At 71.1% G+C, this 15,877-nt stretch carries 17 protein-coding genes; 9 read left to right on the plus strand and 8 right to left on the minus strand.

Going from position 1 to position 15,877, the window contains the following annotated elements; all coding sequences use genetic code 11:
• The first annotated feature begins 36 nt into the window (after positions 1-36).
• The 5 genes from ACFYZL_RS31745 to ACFYZL_RS31765 all read left to right on the plus strand — a co-directional run bounded on the left by ACFYZL_RS31745 (position 37) and on the right by ACFYZL_RS31765 (position 3,965).
• Entirely contained in the window at positions 37-411 is a 375-nt protein-coding gene (locus tag ACFYZL_RS31745) for an ectoine synthase (RefSeq protein WP_376656247.1), read from the plus strand.
• Between the two features lie 92 nt (positions 412-503).
• On the plus strand, positions 504-1,649 hold the full coding sequence (locus tag ACFYZL_RS31750; protein WP_384578521.1) for an acyl-CoA dehydrogenase family protein: 1,146 nt from the start codon (positions 504-506) through the stop codon (positions 1,647-1,649).
• Positions 1,646-2,392 carry an N-(5'-phosphoribosyl)anthranilate isomerase gene (locus tag ACFYZL_RS31755; RefSeq protein WP_384748629.1) on the plus strand — a complete coding sequence of 249 codons (747 nt, stop codon included), beginning with the start codon at positions 1,646-1,648 and terminating at the stop codon, positions 2,390-2,392. Before ACFYZL_RS31750 ends, ACFYZL_RS31755 begins: the two co-directional genes overlap by 4 nt.
• Complete coding sequence (locus ACFYZL_RS31760) at positions 2,389-3,111, plus strand: indole-3-glycerol-phosphate synthase (RefSeq protein ID WP_384748630.1); 723 nt, start codon at positions 2,389-2,391, stop codon at positions 3,109-3,111. Before ACFYZL_RS31755 ends, ACFYZL_RS31760 begins: the two co-directional genes overlap by 4 nt.
• The gene (locus tag ACFYZL_RS31765) at positions 3,108-3,965 is read left to right on the plus strand and encodes an alpha/beta hydrolase (RefSeq protein ID WP_384748633.1); all 858 of its coding nucleotides are present in this window, start codon (positions 3,108-3,110) and stop codon (positions 3,963-3,965) included. The genes ACFYZL_RS31760 and ACFYZL_RS31765 overlap by 4 nt, the downstream gene beginning before the upstream one ends.
• Positions 3,966-4,045: 80 nt before the next feature.
• On the opposite strand, the gene ACFYZL_RS31770 is transcribed toward ACFYZL_RS31765, so the two are convergent.
• From ACFYZL_RS31770 to ACFYZL_RS31805, 8 genes are all read right to left on the minus strand, one after another.
• The gene (locus tag ACFYZL_RS31770) at positions 4,046-4,351 is read right to left on the minus strand and encodes a hypothetical protein (RefSeq protein WP_384748636.1); all 306 of its coding nucleotides are present in this window, start codon (positions 4,349-4,351) and stop codon (positions 4,046-4,048) included.
• Positions 4,352-4,437: 86 nt separating this feature from the next.
• Complete coding sequence (locus ACFYZL_RS31775) at positions 4,438-6,219, minus strand: ABC transporter ATP-binding protein (protein WP_388683767.1); 1,782 nt, start codon at positions 6,217-6,219, stop codon at positions 4,438-4,440.
• A gap of 56 nt (positions 6,220-6,275) precedes the next feature.
• The gene (locus tag ACFYZL_RS31780; RefSeq protein WP_384748640.1) at positions 6,276-6,671 is read right to left on the minus strand and encodes a transposase; all 396 of its coding nucleotides are present in this window, start codon (positions 6,669-6,671) and stop codon (positions 6,276-6,278) included.
• A gap of 7 nt (positions 6,672-6,678) precedes the next feature.
• The gene (locus tag ACFYZL_RS31785; protein ID WP_384748643.1) at positions 6,679-7,620 is read right to left on the minus strand and encodes a hypothetical protein; all 942 of its coding nucleotides are present in this window, start codon (positions 7,618-7,620) and stop codon (positions 6,679-6,681) included.
• A complete protein-coding gene (locus ACFYZL_RS31790) occupies positions 7,617-8,237 on the minus strand; it encodes a flavoprotein (RefSeq protein WP_384748645.1) in 621 nt (206 codons plus the stop codon). Before ACFYZL_RS31790 ends, ACFYZL_RS31785 begins: the two co-directional genes overlap by 4 nt.
• Complete coding sequence (locus tag ACFYZL_RS31795; RefSeq protein ID WP_384748648.1) at positions 8,234-9,208, minus strand: LLM class flavin-dependent oxidoreductase; 975 nt, start codon at positions 9,206-9,208, stop codon at positions 8,234-8,236. The genes ACFYZL_RS31790 and ACFYZL_RS31795 overlap by 4 nt, the downstream gene beginning before the upstream one ends.
• Positions 9,209-9,213: 5 nt before the next feature.
• Complete coding sequence (locus tag ACFYZL_RS31800) at positions 9,214-10,497, minus strand: M16 family metallopeptidase (protein ID WP_388683772.1); 1,284 nt, start codon at positions 10,495-10,497, stop codon at positions 9,214-9,216.
• Entirely contained in the window at positions 10,494-11,765 is a 1,272-nt protein-coding gene (locus tag ACFYZL_RS31805) for a M16 family metallopeptidase (RefSeq protein ID WP_384748651.1), read from the minus strand. The genes ACFYZL_RS31800 and ACFYZL_RS31805 overlap by 4 nt, the downstream gene beginning before the upstream one ends.
• A 159-nt stretch (positions 11,766-11,924) precedes the next feature.
• Between ACFYZL_RS31805 and lxmK the strand changes: the two genes are divergently transcribed.
• The 4 genes from lxmK to ACFYZL_RS31825 all read left to right on the plus strand — a co-directional run bounded on the left by lxmK (position 11,925) and on the right by ACFYZL_RS31825 (position 15,858).
• Positions 11,925-13,031, plus strand: coding sequence for a class V lanthionine synthetase subunit LxmK (lxmK, locus tag ACFYZL_RS31810; RefSeq protein ID WP_388683776.1), 1,107 nt, complete (start codon positions 11,925-11,927; stop codon positions 13,029-13,031).
• A gap of 1 nt (position 13,032) precedes the next feature.
• Positions 13,033-14,001, plus strand: a complete 969-nt coding sequence (locus ACFYZL_RS31815) for a T3SS effector HopA1 family protein (RefSeq protein ID WP_384748655.1) — start codon at positions 13,033-13,035, stop codon at positions 13,999-14,001.
• A 26-nt stretch (positions 14,002-14,027) separates the two neighbouring features.
• Positions 14,028-15,332, plus strand: coding sequence for an NAD(P)/FAD-dependent oxidoreductase (locus ACFYZL_RS31820; protein ID WP_384748658.1), 1,305 nt, complete (start codon positions 14,028-14,030; stop codon positions 15,330-15,332).
• A 361-nt stretch (positions 15,333-15,693) separates the two neighbouring features.
• Positions 15,694-15,858 (plus strand): LxmA leader domain family RiPP, encoded by a 165-nt coding sequence (locus tag ACFYZL_RS31825; RefSeq protein WP_384748660.1) that lies wholly within the window; start codon positions 15,694-15,696, stop codon positions 15,856-15,858.
• Positions 15,859-15,877: the final 19 nt, after the last annotated feature.

Here is a 15,877-nt window from a genome sequence, read left to right on the forward strand (position 1 = left end):
AACATCCGCGCACCACCATCACACCGGGAGACCGTCATGATCGTTCGCGACATCGAGTCCGTGAAGACCGTCGAGTGGGGCAACGGCCTCAGCCGCCGCTTCCTCCTCGCCTCCGACGGCCTGGGCTACTCGCTCACCGACACCCTCGTCCTGGCCGGCACCAAGTCCCGCCTGGAGTACGTCAACCACCTGGAGGCCTGCTACTGCATCGCGGGCTCCGGCGAGGTCATCGAGCTCGACGGCACCTCGCACGAGATCGTCCCGGGCCGGATGTACGCCCTCGACCAGCACGACGCGCACTACCTCGTCGCCAGCCCGCACGAGGACCTGCGCCTGGTCTGCGTCTTCTCGCCGGCCCTGCGCGGCGACGAGGTCCACAGCCTCGACGCCCACACCTCCTCCGCCTACTGAGGCGCCCGGCGCACCCGGCGCCCACCCGGAGCGCCACTCATCCGAAGCACCGCCACCGAAACAAAGCCAATCCATCGAAAAAAGGGGTCGTCGTGATCCGTTGGAACGCCGACCAGGCCGAGCTGCGCGACAGCCTGGAGCGGTGGGGAGACGCACTCAGCGCAGACCACATCGAGCTCGACGAGCAGTCCGCCTTCTCGGAGGACAAGTGGAAGCTCGTCCAGAAGACCGGGATCCTCTCACTGCCCTTCGACGAGGACTTCGGAGGCCTCGGGCAGTCGATCCTCACCACCATGTACGTGCTGGAGGGGCTCGGCGAGTACAACCGCGACGCGGGCCTCAGCTTCTCGGTCACCACGTCCATCTGCTCGACCGGAATCCCGCTCCAGAAGTTCGGCACCGTCGAGCAGAAGGAGCGCTACCTGCCCCTGATCTGCTCGGGCGAGGCGATCGGCGCCCACGCCATCACCGAGGCCGAGGGCGGCTCCGACGCCATGGCGATGGGCACCAGGGCCATCCGTGACGGGGACGACTTCGTCATCAACGGCAGCAAGGTCTTCGTCAGCAACGGACCGGTCGCCGACCTGGTCGTGGTCTACGCCCGGACCCACCCGGACGGCGGGCCGCTGGGAACGACGGCGTTCCTCGTGGACCGGAACACCCCCGGGATCACCGCCGGCAAGCCCATCAAGAAGATGGGTCTGCGGACCTCGCCGATCAGCGAGCTGTTCTTCGACGACGTACGGGTGCCCAGGAGCGCGGTGCTCGGCAGGGTCGGCGGCGGGTTCATGGTCATGGACTACGTGATGAAGCGGGAGATCCTCTTCTCCTTCATCGTCAACGTGGGCGAGATGCAGCACCGGCTGGAGCGGTGTGTCGAATACGCGAAGACGCGTAAGTCGTTCGGAAAGGCGATCGGTTCGTACCAGACGATCGCCAACAAGATCGTCGACATGAAGATCCAGCTGGAGACCGCCCGCAAGTGGCTCTACGACACGGGCGAGCGGCTGCAGGCCGGCGAGAACGTCACCCAGGACCTCGCCATCGCCAAGCTCGTCACCAGCGAGGCCAACCTGGCCGGCAGCATCAGCGCCGTGCAGATCTTCGGCGGCCACGGCTACATGTCGGAGTTCGGCCTCGAGCAGGAAGTGCGCAACGCCGTTGGAGGCACCATCTACTCCGGCTCCAACGAGATCCAGTACAACCGCATCGCCTCCACGCTGGGACTGGGCAAGTGACCACCGCCCGCCCGCTGTCCCAGACGCTGCTGAAGGTCTGCGGGGCCACGGTCCCGCAGGACATCGAGGCGGCGGCGGCCGCCGGGGCCGACTGCGTCGGGCTCTGGCACGGCGTACCCGGCGGCCCGTCGGAACTGGACCAGGACGGGTTCGCCGCCCTCGCGGCGGCGGCCCGCTCGGCCGGGCTCCTCCCGGTCCTGGTGACCTTCCTGGCCGATCCCGCCGAAATCGCCGGGCTCGTCCGGCGCACCGGGGCCGGCTGGGTCCAGCTCCACGCCTACCAGCCGCCGGCCGTCGTACGGGCCCTGCGCGAGCAACTGCCCGCCGAGACCGGCATCGTCAAGGTGCTGCACGTCGAGGAGCGCGGCGGCTGCGTGGAGCGCCCGCTGATCGGAGCGTACGAACGGGCCGGCACCGACCTGTTCCTCCTCGACACGGCCACCGGGGACGGCCGGATCGGCAGCACCGGACGCACCCTCGACCCGGACCGCCTCACCGCCCTGCTGCCCCGGCTGACCAGGCCCTTCCTGTTGGCCGGCGGCCTGTCCCCGGCCAACCGGGCCGCCTACGAGGAGGTCGTGCACCACCCCGGGTTCCGCGGCATCGACGTGGACACGGCGGCGCGCGACCTGACGACCGGCCGCTTCGGCGTCCCGGAGATCGCCGCCCTCGCCCGCGCCTGGCGCACCGACTCCCCCGTCCCACACCTCACCGACGACCCTCGACTGGAGCTTTCGCGATGACGAAGCAGAACCGGACCGGCTTCCCTTTTCTCGAGGCCCTCCAGGCTTCCCCCACCCCAGTCGTGATGGAGGTGAAGCGGCGCGACGCGCACGGTTACGACCTGGTCGGCGGCAGAACCCCGGCCGCGATCGTGGGGGCGTACGAACTCGCGGGCGCGCCCTGCATCTCCGTGGTGACGGGCCGCTGGTTCGGCGGCTCGCCCGCCCTGCTGCGCGACGTGGCGGCGCTGACCGACCTCCCGCTCCTCCAGAAGGACTTCATCACGAGGAAGGACCAGATCCGTACGGCCAAGGAGCTCGGCGCCTCCGCGGTGCTGCTGACGGCGGCCCTGCTGCCCGCGTCGAGCATGCGCACGCTGGTCACGGAATGCCTGCTGACCGGCCTCACCCCCTTCGTGGAGGTCACCGAGGAATCCGAACTCGAAGCGGTCCACCACCCCGAGGAGTGCGTGATCGCGGTCAACAACAAGGACATCAAGACGCGCGAGCGCGGCGCCGGCGACCTCGGCCGCTCCCTGGACCTGCTCCCGGCGCTCCGCGCGATCGGCACCGCCTGCCCCGTCAGCGCCAGCGGCATCGAGGGCCCGGCGAACGCCGCCGAACTCCTCGACGCCGGCTTCGGCGGCCTGCTGGTCGGCACCTCGCTGCTGCGCACCGGGTCCCCGACGGCCTGGGTGGACGCGATGGCCTCGGCACGGAAGGAACTGGCGGTCCGATGACGACTCTTGTGAACGGTGTACGCCCTTACACCCTGAACGCGGCGGGCATCCCGCTGTCGGCGATCCTGGCCCTGCCGGAAGGCGCGGCCGCGGACCCGGCCCCCCGTTCGACGATCCTGGCCATCCACGGCCGGGGCATGCGGGCGGCCTATTGGAACCACTTCATCCCCCTCGCCACCAGCCTGGGCCACGCGGTCCTGGCGGTCGACCGGCCGGGTTACGGCGACTCGGCGAACCTGCTGCCGGAGGGCCAGGGCCTGTCCGCCCAGGCGGAGACCCTCCACGCGGCCCTCAAGGAACACGCGGCCACCCACGACATCGGCGCCGGAGTCTTCCTCCTGGGCCACTCGGACGGCGGCAAAGTCGCGCTCCACACGGCGGCCACGGACGGCGGCGTTCCGCTGCTGGGCCTGGACGCCTCGGGAGTCGGCTACCGCTACAACCCCGAGGCCCTGCACTTCCCGTCCACCCTCGGAGGCGGCGCCACCAAACTCAACTGGGGCCCGCTGCCCCTCTACCCGCGCGGCACCTTCCAGGCCAGCCGCGCCCTCCTGTCCCCGACCCCGCCGCGGGAGTCGGCCGAAACCCTGCGCTGGCCGGGCCAGTACGAGGACCTGGCCGACCGCGTCCGCATCCCCGTCCGCCTGACCTTCGCCGAACACGAGGCCTGGTGGGACCTCGACCCCGCCGTCCTGACGGCGATGGCCGCCCGCCTCACCTCGTCCCCGAGGGTGGCCCTGGAACACCTCCCGGCCGCGGGCCACAACATCAGCCTCGGCCACGCGGCGGCCGCGTACCACCTGCGGGTGCTGATGTTCCTGGAGGAGTGCCTGCCACCGGCGGGGCGGGGCTAGGCCGGCCCGGGCCGGGACGGCGTGAGACGGGCCGCACGGGAGGGCGTGCGGCCCGTCTCCACATCACGGAAGTGCCACTGCTACCTCTTGACGTACAGGTCCTGGAAGGGGGTGAAAGGGAGCGCCTGGTAGCAGACGTACGCGATCCACTTCCCCTCCGCGACGCCGGCCCTGCCCGTCGACTCACAGGCAGCGGCCGTGCCGTAGAAGGACTCCTCCTTGACGTAGCCCGCGGGGGGCGGCCAGACGCCCACCGAGGACGAGTCGGCGTGCTGTGCGGCGCCGGCGGCGTCGCCGCCGGACGCGGCCAAGGCCTGAGGAGCGTGGAGGGCGAGCGCGGCGGCGACGATCGCGCACTGCACGGCCTTCTGGATCGAACGGTTCATGTCGGTTCCCTTCTGTCCGGTCACACCGAGGCGACGGCCACGGGCGTACTGATCCGCCGCACGGACGCGGCGGCGTTCGAGGGGGACTATCCGGCGGCCACCGGAGCGGCCGTCTCGCGCAACGTCTGCGTCGCCACGAGTTCCCGGTACTGGGGGCAGCGCCGCATCAGCGAGTGGTGGTCACCGGAGTCGACGACCGTGCCGGAGTCCAACAGGACGACATGGCGGGCGTGGTTGATCGTCGACAGGCGGTGGGCCACCACGATGACGGCGCGGTCCCGGGCCAGAGCGTCCAGATCGTCGCGGAAACGCTGTTCGTTGATGCCGTCCAGCTGACTGGTGGGCTCGTCGAGCAGCACGATCTCGGCGTCCGAGAGCAGGGCCCGGGCGAGAGCCATGCGCTGCCGCTGTCCGCCGGAGAGGTCGGTCTCGCGGCCGAGGACCGTGTCCAGACCGTCGGGCAGTGCGCCGATGACCTCCGTGAGGTCCAGGACGTCGAGGACGTGGGCGAGTTCCTCGTCGGTGGCGGGCCTGTCCCTGCCGAGCTGGAGGTTCTCGCGGGCACTGGCCTCGATCAGGGTGAACTTCTGGTCGACGTAGGCGATGTGCCGGCGCAGATCGCCCAACGGCCAACCGTCCTGATCGTGGCCGAGGACGGTGATCCGGCCGCCGCTGGGGCGCACGAACCGGTCCATGAGCGTGAGGGCGGTGGTCTTGCCGGCGCCGGAGGGGCCGACGAGGGCGGTGAGGCCGACGGCCGGAGCCTCGAAGGAGACGTCGCGCAGCGCGCGGCCGCCGACACCGGGATGGGAGAAGGAGACGTCGCGGAAGGTGACGGCCGGAGCGGCCGGGTCCACGGCGGGCGCCCGCGTGGCGGGCGAGCCGGCGGCCTCGTCGGGGAGGGCGAGCAGTTCGTTGCAGCGGTCCCGGGCGGCCAGGCCCGCCTGGAGGCGTCCGAGGGCATTGGTCAGCGTGGTGGCCGACGGGATGGTCTGCAGGAGGTACAGGAGGAACGCCGCGAAGTCGGCGACGTCGAGGGCACCGGAGGCGATGCGGGTGCCACCGGCCAGGATGACGGCGATCATCGCGAACTGATTGCCGAGCTGGGTCGCCGCCGGAACGATGGACTGGAGCCGGGCGCTGGTGAGGGACTCGCGGCGCAGGACGTCGGCGTCGCCGGCCAGGACCTCGGACACGAGCGGCTCGGCGCGGTTCGCCTTGACGGCGGTGAGCGCCTCCAGGTAGGAGGTGAACCGCTGGGCGATCTTGCCGATGGCGATCTGCTGACCGGTGATGCTCGCCTTGAGGCGCCGGAAGGTGAGGGTGAGGGCGCCGGTGACGAGGAGCAGGGAGGCCACCGTCACCAGGGTGAGCACCCAGTCGATCCAGGTCATGACCGCGAGGGTGGCCAGCACGGTGAGGATCGCGAGGGGGAACTGGGCGCCGACGTCCACGACCTGACGCAGTTGCAGGGCGTCCGAGGTGATCCTCGCGGTGAGGTTTCCCGTGCCCTGGGTGCGGACGGTGAGCAGCGGCAGGCGCAGGGTGTGGCCCATGACGCGGTTGCGGACCCGGTAGACCATCTGCTCGCCGGCGCGGGCTATGAGGAAACCGCCGGCCGCCATGGCCGCCGCGCCTCCGACGGCTGCGACGCACATCCACACGACGGGAGTGACCAGCGACTCGTCCTCGGCGAAGCTGGTGATGACGTCCTTGGCCAGGAGCGGCAGGGACAGGGATGCTCCGGTCGCGGTCAGGGCCAGCACGATGGCGGCGACGAGGGGCCAGGGCTTGGTGCCGAGTTCTCGCATCAGCCGGATGGACCGCCCCGCGGCGGGCTGTGGCGGCGGTGAGGTCGGTTGCCTCATGACGGGTGCCTTTCACGGTGGTCGGCGTCGGTGGCTGCGGACGTACGGGAAGCGGGTCAGAACCGGGAACCGCCCGGCGGGCCGGGGCGGGAGCTGCCGGGCGGGCCGGTTCTCCGTCCGCGGTGCTGGCGCAGGGCGAGGTGGGCCTCTCCGAGCGCGGCCTTCAGCACGGTGATCTCGTTGAGCAGTTTGCGTTGGCGGTCGGCCTCTTCCGAGCGGCGGACCGGCGGCTGCAGGCCGTCGTGACCGGCGGTGATGAACTGGCGCCGCCAGTTGGCGACGGCCTGTGGTGAGACGCCCGCCTGCTGCGCGGCCTGGGAAAGGGTGATGCGTTTGGACAGCAGGTCCAGCACGAGACGCACCTTTTCCTGGGGCGGTATGACGGGTTGCGGCGACACGGCATCCCCCTTGTGTGCTGCGTTCTTCGGTTCTCGGCGGAGGCGGCGGGACACCTGCCGCTCACGTGTCGGGAAGGGCGGTGTTCCCGTCGCGGTCCAGGAGGTCGGCCAGCATCGGGACGTACGTGTGGAGGCTGGCGTGCCAGCCGACGTAGTTGGCGAAGTCGTGGGCGTGCGTGGCGACGCGGACCACGGCGCCGGCGGCCACGAGGCTCCGGTCGTAGCCCGGTCCGTACCGGTCCAGGAACGTGGTCGTCAGCCTTCGGAGGAAGGGCCTCGCAGTGCCCGACAGCTCCGCCGTGCGGCGGAACTCTTCGATCTCGCCGACGATCGAGGACAGGTCCGCTTCGGGGCGTCCGAAGGCGGCTTCGACGCCGGAGAGCACCACGGTGGGCCGGTCGGATCCGGGCTGGTCGGGCGGGACGATGCTGCCGAGGGTCAGCCAGCCGTGCAGGACGGTGTCGTGCTCCGTGGGCTCCAGGAGGGCCTCGGTGTAGGCGCGCAGCTTGGCGAAGCGCGCGGGGCCGATTCGGCTGCGCAGTTGGTAGTGGAAGCCGGGGCCGGCCCGGGTGCCGCGGCCCTGGTCGAGCCAGGTGCGCAGCCTGGCCGGACCGGCGGCCGGCGGGTAGGCGGCCCGCGGCGGGGCGGGACGGGCCGCGTGCAGGACCGCGAGCCGGGCGCCGAGGTGGCCGAGGATGCCGTGCAGGTGGTGGTCGGGGTCGTCGTCGGTGAGCAGGAACCGGGCGGCGCTGCGCCGGCCGGCGGTGTCCCACGTGCTGCGGCTCGCGTCCGCTTCGGTGGGTGTGGCGAAGCGCAGACGTTCGTCGGACGCGTCGCGTGCGCGCGCGACGAAGTCGTCGGGGACCGGAGGGTAGGGGACGGTGTGGTTGTGGCCGCGGCTGTGGTGCCAGCGGATGGTGCCGTCGGGGCGCCGGGTGATGCGGGTCGTCTGCAGTCCGGTGCCGTACGTGGAGATCTGCTGCTCTTCGTCGAGTGCGGTCATGCGGCACCGCTCTCGGACCATGCGCGCATGTCCTCCAGGGCGGTGAGGGCGTGCGGCAGGTACGCGGCGCTGCCGACGCCCTCCTCTCCGGTGGACACGCTCACCCCTCTCACCGGCGGCAGGACGGTGACGTTGTCCCGTTGGGACAGTTCGACGATGTGCCGCTGGTAGGCGGGGTTCAGGTGCCCGTTCGGGGGCAGCGAGGGACAGATCACGATGGGCGCGCGGGTGCTCTGGAGGGCCAGGAGCGCGGGGGTGTCCGCGAGGCCCAGCGAGAGGCGTGCGATGAAGTGCATGGTGGCCGGGTGGACGAGTACGGCGTCGGGCCAGGCGGCGAGATGGACGTGCAGGGCCCGGTCGGGTTCGTCGGGCCACACGTCGACGGTGGGCAGTCCCCGGCCCCCGGCGGCGGCGACGGCCGTGGTCCCCACGAAGCGCCGGGCGGACGTCGTGAGCACGCTGTGGACCTCGGTCTGCGGGTAGTGGGTGCGCAGCCAGCTCATCCAGGTCGGCAGGAGCATGGCCTGGATCCCACCGGTGGTGATGTAGAGGAGCCGTTCGGCGTGGAAGGCGGGTGCGGCGGGGGCGGCGGGCGGGGAGGGCAAGGGCAGGGTCATCGGGTGCCTCGCCGGGCGAAGGCCGCGATGATGGCCGTGAGGTCGCGGATCGCGGAGCCGGTTCCCTCGTGCATCTGCAGGCCGCAGACGTTGACGACGACGTCGTCGACGCCGGCCTCGTGGTAGGAGGCCAAAGTGGCGGCGATGTCGTCGGCGGTACCCGTGGCGAAGAGGTTCCGGTCGACGATCAGCTGCGCCGCGGTCGCCGGGTCGGCGCGGTCGACCGGGATGCCGGCCTGGTTGAGCATGTCGCTGTAGTGGGGCGACGACAGGTGTGGCCCGACGGCTTTGAGGGCCAGTTGGCGAAGGTCGCGGCCGGGGCGGGTCACGGCACAGTGGACGATGGCGGCCACCTTCGGCCGGGGACGGCCGGCGCTCCGGGCCGCCTCGTCCATCGCGGGCATGAGCCGGTCGCCGAGGTAGTTGAGGGGCGTCAGCCACGTGATGGCCCAGTCGGCGGCCTCTCCGGCCAGCCGGGCCATCGGCGGACGCAGGACGCCGACGCCTATCTCGACGGGGGGCGTGTCCATCTTGGCGATTTCGAGGCCCTCCGTGGGCCACAGGTGGTCGTCCGTGGCGAGGCCGCCGTCGAGGAGGGTGCGCATCATCCGGACGTAGTGGCGGGCGGCCGTCACGGGCTTGTCGTAGGCGCGGCCGTTGATCCGGCGCTGGAGTTCCCTGCCTCCGGGGCCGACGCCGCTGATGTAGCCGTGGCCGGACAGCGCCGCGATGGAGCGTGCGTTGACGGCGGCGGTGATGGGGTGGCGCAGCGGCATCAGTGTGACGGCGGTCCCGAAACCTATGTCGAGTCCCATGCCGGTCAGAGCGGCGAAGACCGCGTGGCTCTCTATGGTGAACGACTGGCCGAGCCACAACCTCCGGCCGGACGCGGTCTCGGCGGCGCGGGCGTAGGGGAGCACGTCGCCGATGTCGGCCGGCATCGCCGGATACATGACGCTGATCGTGGACATCTCGTTCATCCTTCGCTGCTGGGTGCGGGGTGGCCGGGCCGCGGGTGCCACCGGCCGGGGAAGCCGGTGGCGTCTCCGCAGACGACACCGCCGAAGCGGTCCGGCCGGTAGTACGCGGCGGCGGCCGCGACGTCGGCGACGGTGAGTGCGGCGATGGCGCGGGGGACGTCGATGAGCGCGCTGGGCGGAAGGTCCTGGGTGGCGGCCGCGGTGAGCAGGGACGCACGGCCGCTCTGGGAGCCGGAGTTGATGGTGTAGGCGCCGGTGATGAACCCGGCGGCCGCCCGGACCTCCTCCTCGTTCGGGCCGGCGGTGGAGAACTCGTCGGTGAGTTCCATGAGGAGGCCCATGGCCCGGGCGGCGTGGCGGGTGTGCACGTCGACCTCGATGACCACGACGTCCGCGTCGACGTAGTCGGTGGCGGCGCGGCACCGGTACGCGAGGCCGTGCCGCTCCCGCAGGACGGTGTTGATACGGGAGGCGAAGCTGCCGCCGAGGACGGTGGCGGCCACCTGGTGAGCGGCGAAGTCCGTGATGTCCTCGCGGGGTGGGGCGGGTGCGACGAGGCGTATCTGCGTCTGCTCCTGGCCGGGGCGGTGGCTGGTGTCGATCCGGGGTGACGGCAGTGGCGCCGGGAGCGCCGGACGGTCGTCGGGGACGCCGGCCCGCCAGCCGGACAGGGCGGTCGTGAACCGGGTGAGGGCCTGCGTGGTGTCCGCCGCGCCGACGATCGCGAGGTGGGCCCGGTGCGGGGTGACGAACCGGGCGAACGCCGCCGTGACATCGCTCGGGGTGGTGTGCCCGGTCAGTTCGGGATCGGGTGCGGGGTCGACCGCGGGCGGGAGCTGCCCGTAGTACTCGGACCACATCCGGCGGGTGGCGTGGACCGCGGGCTGGGAGGCGGCCACGGTCGCCTGCTGGGTGACCACCGCGACGGCGCGGTCGACGGTGGCGGTGGTGAAGTCGGCGTGGACGAGCTCGGCGAGGGTGTCGGCGAGCAGGGGCTGGAGGTCGGCCGTCGCGTGGAGCCCGAGCAGCAGCCAGTCGCGTCGGCGGTTGACGCTGGCGATGCCCCCGGCCTGTTCGAGACGGGCGGTCGCGGAGTGCTGTGACCAGCAGGCGGCGACGACGTCCGAGGCGGCGAGGTCGGCGGGTGTGCCGAGCGGCAGGCGCACCGCGAGGCGCGCCTGCAGGAGCGGCACGGTGTCGAGGGAGGTCGCGGTCAGCGCCAGGCCGTTGGGAGCCCGTTCGGTGACCAGGTGCGGGGCGGGTGCGGTGGAAAGGGTCATCGGGCCGTCTCCTCGGGCAGCAGGTTGAGCAGTGCGCGCCCCGCGGGCGAGGAGACGTTGGCCGCCGCGGCCGTGACGTCGGCGTCGGTGAGGTCTCCGATGTGCCGGGCGAGTTCCTCGCCGATGTCGGCCCTGCCGAAGAGGAGGGCGCCGCGTGCGAGGAACCGCACGCGGTAGGCGAGGGAGTCGAAGTCCCGGTAGAAGCGCGTACGGGCGCCGGCCACGGCCCGGGCCGTCTCCGCGCCCCGGGCCGCACCGCCGGCGACCTCGGCGAGCTGGGCCTTGATGACCTCCTCGGTACGGTCGCCCTGGCCGGGGCGGTGGTGGGCGACGATGACGAAGGTGTCGGGATGGGTGACGGTCATCGCCCCGAAGTAGCCCGTGGCCGAGTCGATCTTCGCGCCGAACGGGATCAGGGCGGTGCGCAGCCTGGCGTGGTTGCCGGTCGTCAGCAGGTGCGACAGGGCGACGTGGGCGGCGTACCCGCGTACGTCGTGCCGTGCGTCGGGGAGACGGGCGCCGAGGGCCAGGGCGGGCTGGGGAGCGAGGGCGTCGTGGCGGGTCGCACGGCGTTCCCCCGCCGGGGCCGGCTCGTGGAGGTCGGGTGGCGTGGGTACGGGCCGGGCGGGTACGGCGGCGAACGCGGTGCGGGCCTCGGCGACCGCCTGCTCCGGGTCGAGGTCGCCGCACATGGCGAGGACGGCGTTTCCGGGTGCGTAGTGGGTGCGGAAGAACTCGGCGCAGTCCTCGGCGGTCGCCGCGTCGAGGTCGGCCATTTCCCCGAAGCCGTTGTGCGTGTTCTCCCACCGCTCGAACATCACCTCGGGCAGGACGGTCCACGGGAAACCGCCGTAGGGCTTGCCGGTGACTTGCAGCCCTATCTCTTCCTTGACGACGTTGCGCTGGGTGTCGAGGAGACCGGGGGAGATCGTGAGGTGTCCCATGCGGTCGGCTTCGAGTTCCAGGACCATGCGCAGCGCGGACCCGGGAACGACCTGGTAGTAGTCGGTCGAGTCGGGGAACGTGTTGCCGTTGACGATTCCGCCGCAGGCCTGGACGGAGGCGAAGTGCTCTCCGGCGGCGACGTTCCGCGAACCCTGGAACATCATGTGCTCGAAGAGGTGGGCGAATCCCGAGCGCGTGGGCTTCTCGGTCCGGAAGCCGACCCGGTAGTTCACGGAGACTCCGACACCGGATGCTCCCTGGACTCGCTGGGCCACGATGCGTAGTCCGTTGGCGAGTGTCTCGTGATGGATGGCGTCCGACATACGGAGGATTACAACCACGCCGGCAGCACCGCATCAAGCGTTAATTGACCGCCCGGGGGAAATCCCCCAGTGGGGCGGTCATCAGGTCTGCCGGACCTTCAACTTACCGGGAAAATTGGATGTTGCCGCTCGCCCGGATCCCTCCTTAGTGTCCCTGGCATGGAGACAGGAAACCGTGTGCGGGGCGGAACTCCCCAGTTGACGCCGGTCGATCTCGACAATGTTCCGGAGGTCGACGAACTGCTCGGTCGGCTCGGTATCGGAATTCTCGACCGGACCGTGGTGAGTACGTCCCTGGGACGCAATGACAATTGGAGCGGAACCGGCGCCGACGGTACCGAGGTATTCGTCAAGCGGATCAGCGGGCCCGACCGCGACGCCCGGATGGCGCGGACGATCGCGTTCTGCGCGGCGGCCGGGAACCGGGTGACGACGCCTCGGCTGCTCGGGTCCGACAGGGAGCACGGACTGCTGGTCTTCGACCGCCTCTCCGACAGTCGGAGCGGCACCGAACTGGTCGCGGACGACGCCTTCACCGAGGCGCTGTGCGAGCAGGCCGGGTCGGCCCTCGCGGCCGTGCACGCACTGGGGCCGGCGGGGTTCGACACCACGCCGCATCCGCTGCCGCCCACGGGCCACCTTGAGGCCGTGCCGTACTCCTTCTACACCCGGGCGACCGCCGCCGAACTGGCGACATGGCGGCTGATGCACGGGGACCCGCCCCTGGCCGATGCGCTGAGGCGGCTGCGCGAGGCGGACGACGAGTCCGTTCCGTCCTGGGGCCCCATCCACGGTGACGTGCGGCTGGACCAGTTCCTCCTCAGCGACGGGCGGCTGTACCTGACGGACTTCGAAGAGGCCCGCGTCGGCGACCCGGCCCGGGACCTCGGCGCGTTCGCGGGCGAGTGGCTCTTCCAGGCGGCCATGCGGATCCCCGTGACCCTCGCCGAATCGTCCCCCATCGGGCACACGCCCACCCATGAGGAGATCATCGCCACCGGTGTCGGCGAGATCGAGCAGCGCAGCCCGCTCGTCCGCCGCTTCTACGGCGCCTACCTGGACCGGGCTCCCGGACCGGTCCGGGACGACAAGGAGCTCGCCGCCAGGGCGGCCGCGTACGCCGGCTGGCACATGATGGACCGCATGCTCGCCACGGCGAGCTCCTCGACCCGGCTGTCGCCCGTGTCCAAGGCCGCGGCGGGCATCGGGCGCACGGTCCTGCTGTCCCCGGCCGAATTCACCTCGTCCCTGGGTCTGGAGGCCTGACATGCCGCAAGGAAATCTCGGTCTGGCCGACCGGATCGCCGCGCTGACCGGACGGGTCACCGTCACCGCCGGAGGACTCAAGGCGGAGACGGCCGGCGAGGTCTACGAGGCGGACAACCCGCAGGCCCTGGCCCGCCGGCTGGGCGGCGTCCTCTACGACACCCTGCACTCCGGCCGCGCCAAGCCGCTGGACGTCAAGCCGCGTTCGCTGCGCCACCCCGAGCTGGACGCGGCTCTCGACGAGGCCACCGGGCGACGGCACACCACGATGGCGGGACGCTTCGTCGCGGATCTGGAGGACGACACCATCGTGGTCCTGGACGGACTGCGGGTCCGGGTGCCCCGCGACCGGGTGGCCGGACGTTCCGGCGACGAGGTCACGGTCGAGCTGCCCTGCGCCAGGCCGGGTCTCTCGTCGGGCTTCTTCCTCGCCAACTCCAGCCTGTCCGCTCCCCCGAGGAAGGGACCGCTGCTGCGGTTGTACGGGCACCTCGACTCGCCGGAGGCCGCGCCGGACGTGTGGCGCGTACTCGTCGACTTCCTGGAGGACGCGGGCGTCCCCTGGCAGGCGAAGATCGCGTCGTCCCCGGTGGTGTACCCCCGCAACGACGCCCTGGTCGTGTACCTCCCGCGGCCGTCGTGGCGGATCGCCCGCGACTGCGCGGTCATGCTGGAGGAGACCGGCCTCCTCACGGAGGGGACCTCCCCGTTCACCCGGGCCGTCACCGCCTCGGTCGGCTGCGCCTTCGAGCCGGACGACCCGCGCCGGGCCCGGCAGGACCTGAGCTTCGGTCAGCACCGGGCGCAGGTCTTCGCGGAAGCCCTGGTCCGGCACGCCACCCAGGCCGTCGACGACGGCGAGCCGCTCGCCGACACCATCGCCACGGCGTTCATCGACGCCGGGATCGACCCCGCCGAGCCCGCCCGCAACCTCTCCTCCCCCGTCACCGATGTTGTTCGGCCGTCTTGAAGTCCACCTTCGAAGGGAACTCGCGCATGTCTGACATCCAGAACTACGACGTCGTCGTCGTCGGCGGTGGGCCGGCCGGTTCGACGGCCGGCGGACTCCTCGCCAAGGCCGGTCACCGCGTCCTGATCCTCGAACGCGAGCGGTTTCCCCGCTACCACATCGGTGAGTCCCTGGTCACCGGCATGACCCCGCTCATGGAGGAACTCGGCCTGGTCGAGGAACTGGACCGGCGTTTCCAGCACAAGAGCGGCATATCCCTGAAGTGGGGGTCGGATCCGCAGCCGTGGCGCAGCGACTTCTCCTCGACGGGCAGCATCTACAGCCACGCGTGGCACGTGACCCGCAGCGAGTTCGACCAGCTCATGCTCGACAACGCCCGTTCCATGGGCGCGACGGTCCTGGAGGAAGCGCACGTCACCGAAGTGATCGGCGCCGACACGGGCACGGTGACCGGGCTGGTCTACACCCACGAGGGCCGGCAGCACCGGGTCACCAGCCGCTTCGTGGTCGACGCCTCGGGCCAGGCGCGCGTGGTCGCCCGCAAGACGACCGAGACCCAGTGGCAGGAGGACCTGCGCAACGTCGCGGTCTGGGGCTACTTCGACACCTACACCCCGATAGAGAACGGGGACGACATCCTGTGCGAGGCCATCGAAGGCGGGGGATGGATGTGGGGCATTCCGCTGGGCAAGGACAAGCTGAGCATGGGCTACGTCCTGTCGGCGGAGCGGATGGCGAAGGCACTCCGGGAGGGGCTGAGCCAGCGGGAGTTGTTCCTGCAGGGCCTGGCGGCCAGCAATATCGCCAAGACCATGGTCGACCCCGCGGACACCCAGGCGGAAATGAAGACGGCGCGGGACTGGTCGCACCTCAGCGAGACGTTCTACGGCCCCGGGTGGGTGGCGGTCGGTGACGCCGCGGCGTTCGTCGACCCGTTGTTCTCCTCCGGGGTCTGGCTGGGCAGTTCCGGCGCCTGGCTGGCGGCGCGAAGCCTCGACACGGCGCTGAGGAACCCGTCGGACGAGCAGGCGGCGCTGAAGCAGTTCGACAGCGTCTACCGGCAGCTCTTCAAGGACATCCTCACCTACGTGCGCTTCTTCATGGACCCCACCCGGCTGCGGGAGGAGTACATGGAACGCGCCCAGGAAATCACCCAGATGTACACCCAGTCCTCCCGGGTCGGCTTCATCGCGCTGATCTCCGGCATCGGAGCGGTGGCCGACCTGGTCGACTTCGACCCCATGGGCATGGACGGTCTGCGGGAAGTCATCATGGAGCGCACGGAGCAGGCGAAGGCCCGGGCCGAAGCGGAGGCGGCCGCAACGCTCTGAGACCCGGAGCGTCTTCCGCGGGCCGGCCCGGCAGCAGGGGCCGGCCCGCTTTCCGTGCGCCTTCCCATTTCCGCTGACGGTATTTCACGCGGTGCGGTTCCCCGGAATTTACCGGGAGCCGCACCGTCGTGTTTCCGGCGGGTGTTTTCCGGGCTTCGGAGAGGGCTCGCAGAGGTGCCAACGTAGGCCGAATTTTGTGTTCTCGATCGATTCTCCCAGCTCAATCGATGTTCTGGCTAAACAGATGAAACCCGGAGGCGTCGACAGCCCAGTGGGCGTGTGACAGATTTATCCCTGTCAGAAGAAATGACACCGGAGAGCCTTCGGCCTTCGCTTTCGGATCACAAGAGAGGGAATTCTCATGAACGAGAAGCTCATCGCCGGTTACGCCGCCTACACCGACGCCGACGAGTTCGGCTCGACCACGCTGGGCGACGCGCCGGCCACCATCGAGACCGTGAGCTGGGCGGTCACCGCCGCCTCCGTCGGCGTGAGCGTCGCGGCCACCTTCGACCACGGCTGCTGAAACCGGTAACACGCCGGCT

Origin of the sequence: Streptomyces sp. NPDC001717 (assembly GCF_042892775.1) — a bacterium.
Taxonomy (GTDB): Bacteria; Actinomycetota; Actinomycetes; order Streptomycetales; family Streptomycetaceae; genus Streptomyces.

What these genes read in the sequence shown, in the direction of transcription:
- ACFYZL_RS31745 (WP_376656247.1), top strand. Translation starts at nt 37, where the DNA reads ATGATCGTTCGCGACATCGAGTCCGTGAAGACCGTCGAGTGGGGCAAC.
- ACFYZL_RS31760 (WP_384748630.1), top strand. Translation starts at nt 2,389, where the DNA reads ATGACGAAGCAGAACCGGACCGGCTTCCCTTTTCTCGAGGCCCTCCAG.
- ACFYZL_RS31765 (WP_384748633.1), top strand. Translation starts at nt 3,108, where the DNA reads ATGACGACTCTTGTGAACGGTGTACGCCCTTACACCCTGAACGCGGCG.
- ACFYZL_RS31770 (WP_384748636.1), bottom strand. Translation starts at nt 4,351, where the DNA reads ATGAACCGTTCGATCCAGAAGGCCGTGCAGTGCGCGATCGTCGCCGCC.
- ACFYZL_RS31775 (WP_388683767.1), bottom strand. Translation starts at nt 6,219, where the DNA reads ATGAGGCAACCGACCTCACCGCCGCCACAGCCCGCCGCGGGGCGGTCC.
- ACFYZL_RS31785 (WP_384748643.1), bottom strand. Translation starts at nt 7,620, where the DNA reads ATGACCGCACTCGACGAAGAGCAGCAGATCTCCACGTACGGCACCGGA.
- ACFYZL_RS31790 (WP_384748645.1), bottom strand. Translation starts at nt 8,237, where the DNA reads ATGACCCTGCCCTTGCCCTCCCCGCCCGCCGCCCCCGCCGCACCCGCC.
- ACFYZL_RS31795 (WP_384748648.1), bottom strand. Translation starts at nt 9,208, where the DNA reads ATGTCCACGATCAGCGTCATGTATCCGGCGATGCCGGCCGACATCGGC.
- ACFYZL_RS31800 (WP_388683772.1), bottom strand. Translation starts at nt 10,497, where the DNA reads ATGACCCTTTCCACCGCACCCGCCCCGCACCTGGTCACCGAACGGGCT.
- ACFYZL_RS31805 (WP_384748651.1), bottom strand. Translation starts at nt 11,765, where the DNA reads ATGTCGGACGCCATCCATCACGAGACACTCGCCAACGGACTACGCATC.
- lxmK (WP_388683776.1), top strand. Translation starts at nt 11,925, where the DNA reads ATGGAGACAGGAAACCGTGTGCGGGGCGGAACTCCCCAGTTGACGCCG.
- ACFYZL_RS31815 (WP_384748655.1), top strand. Translation starts at nt 13,033, where the DNA reads ATGCCGCAAGGAAATCTCGGTCTGGCCGACCGGATCGCCGCGCTGACC.
- ACFYZL_RS31820 (WP_384748658.1), top strand. Translation starts at nt 14,028, where the DNA reads ATGTCTGACATCCAGAACTACGACGTCGTCGTCGTCGGCGGTGGGCCG.
- ACFYZL_RS31825 (WP_384748660.1), top strand. Translation starts at nt 15,694, where the DNA reads ATGAACGAGAAGCTCATCGCCGGTTACGCCGCCTACACCGACGCCGAC.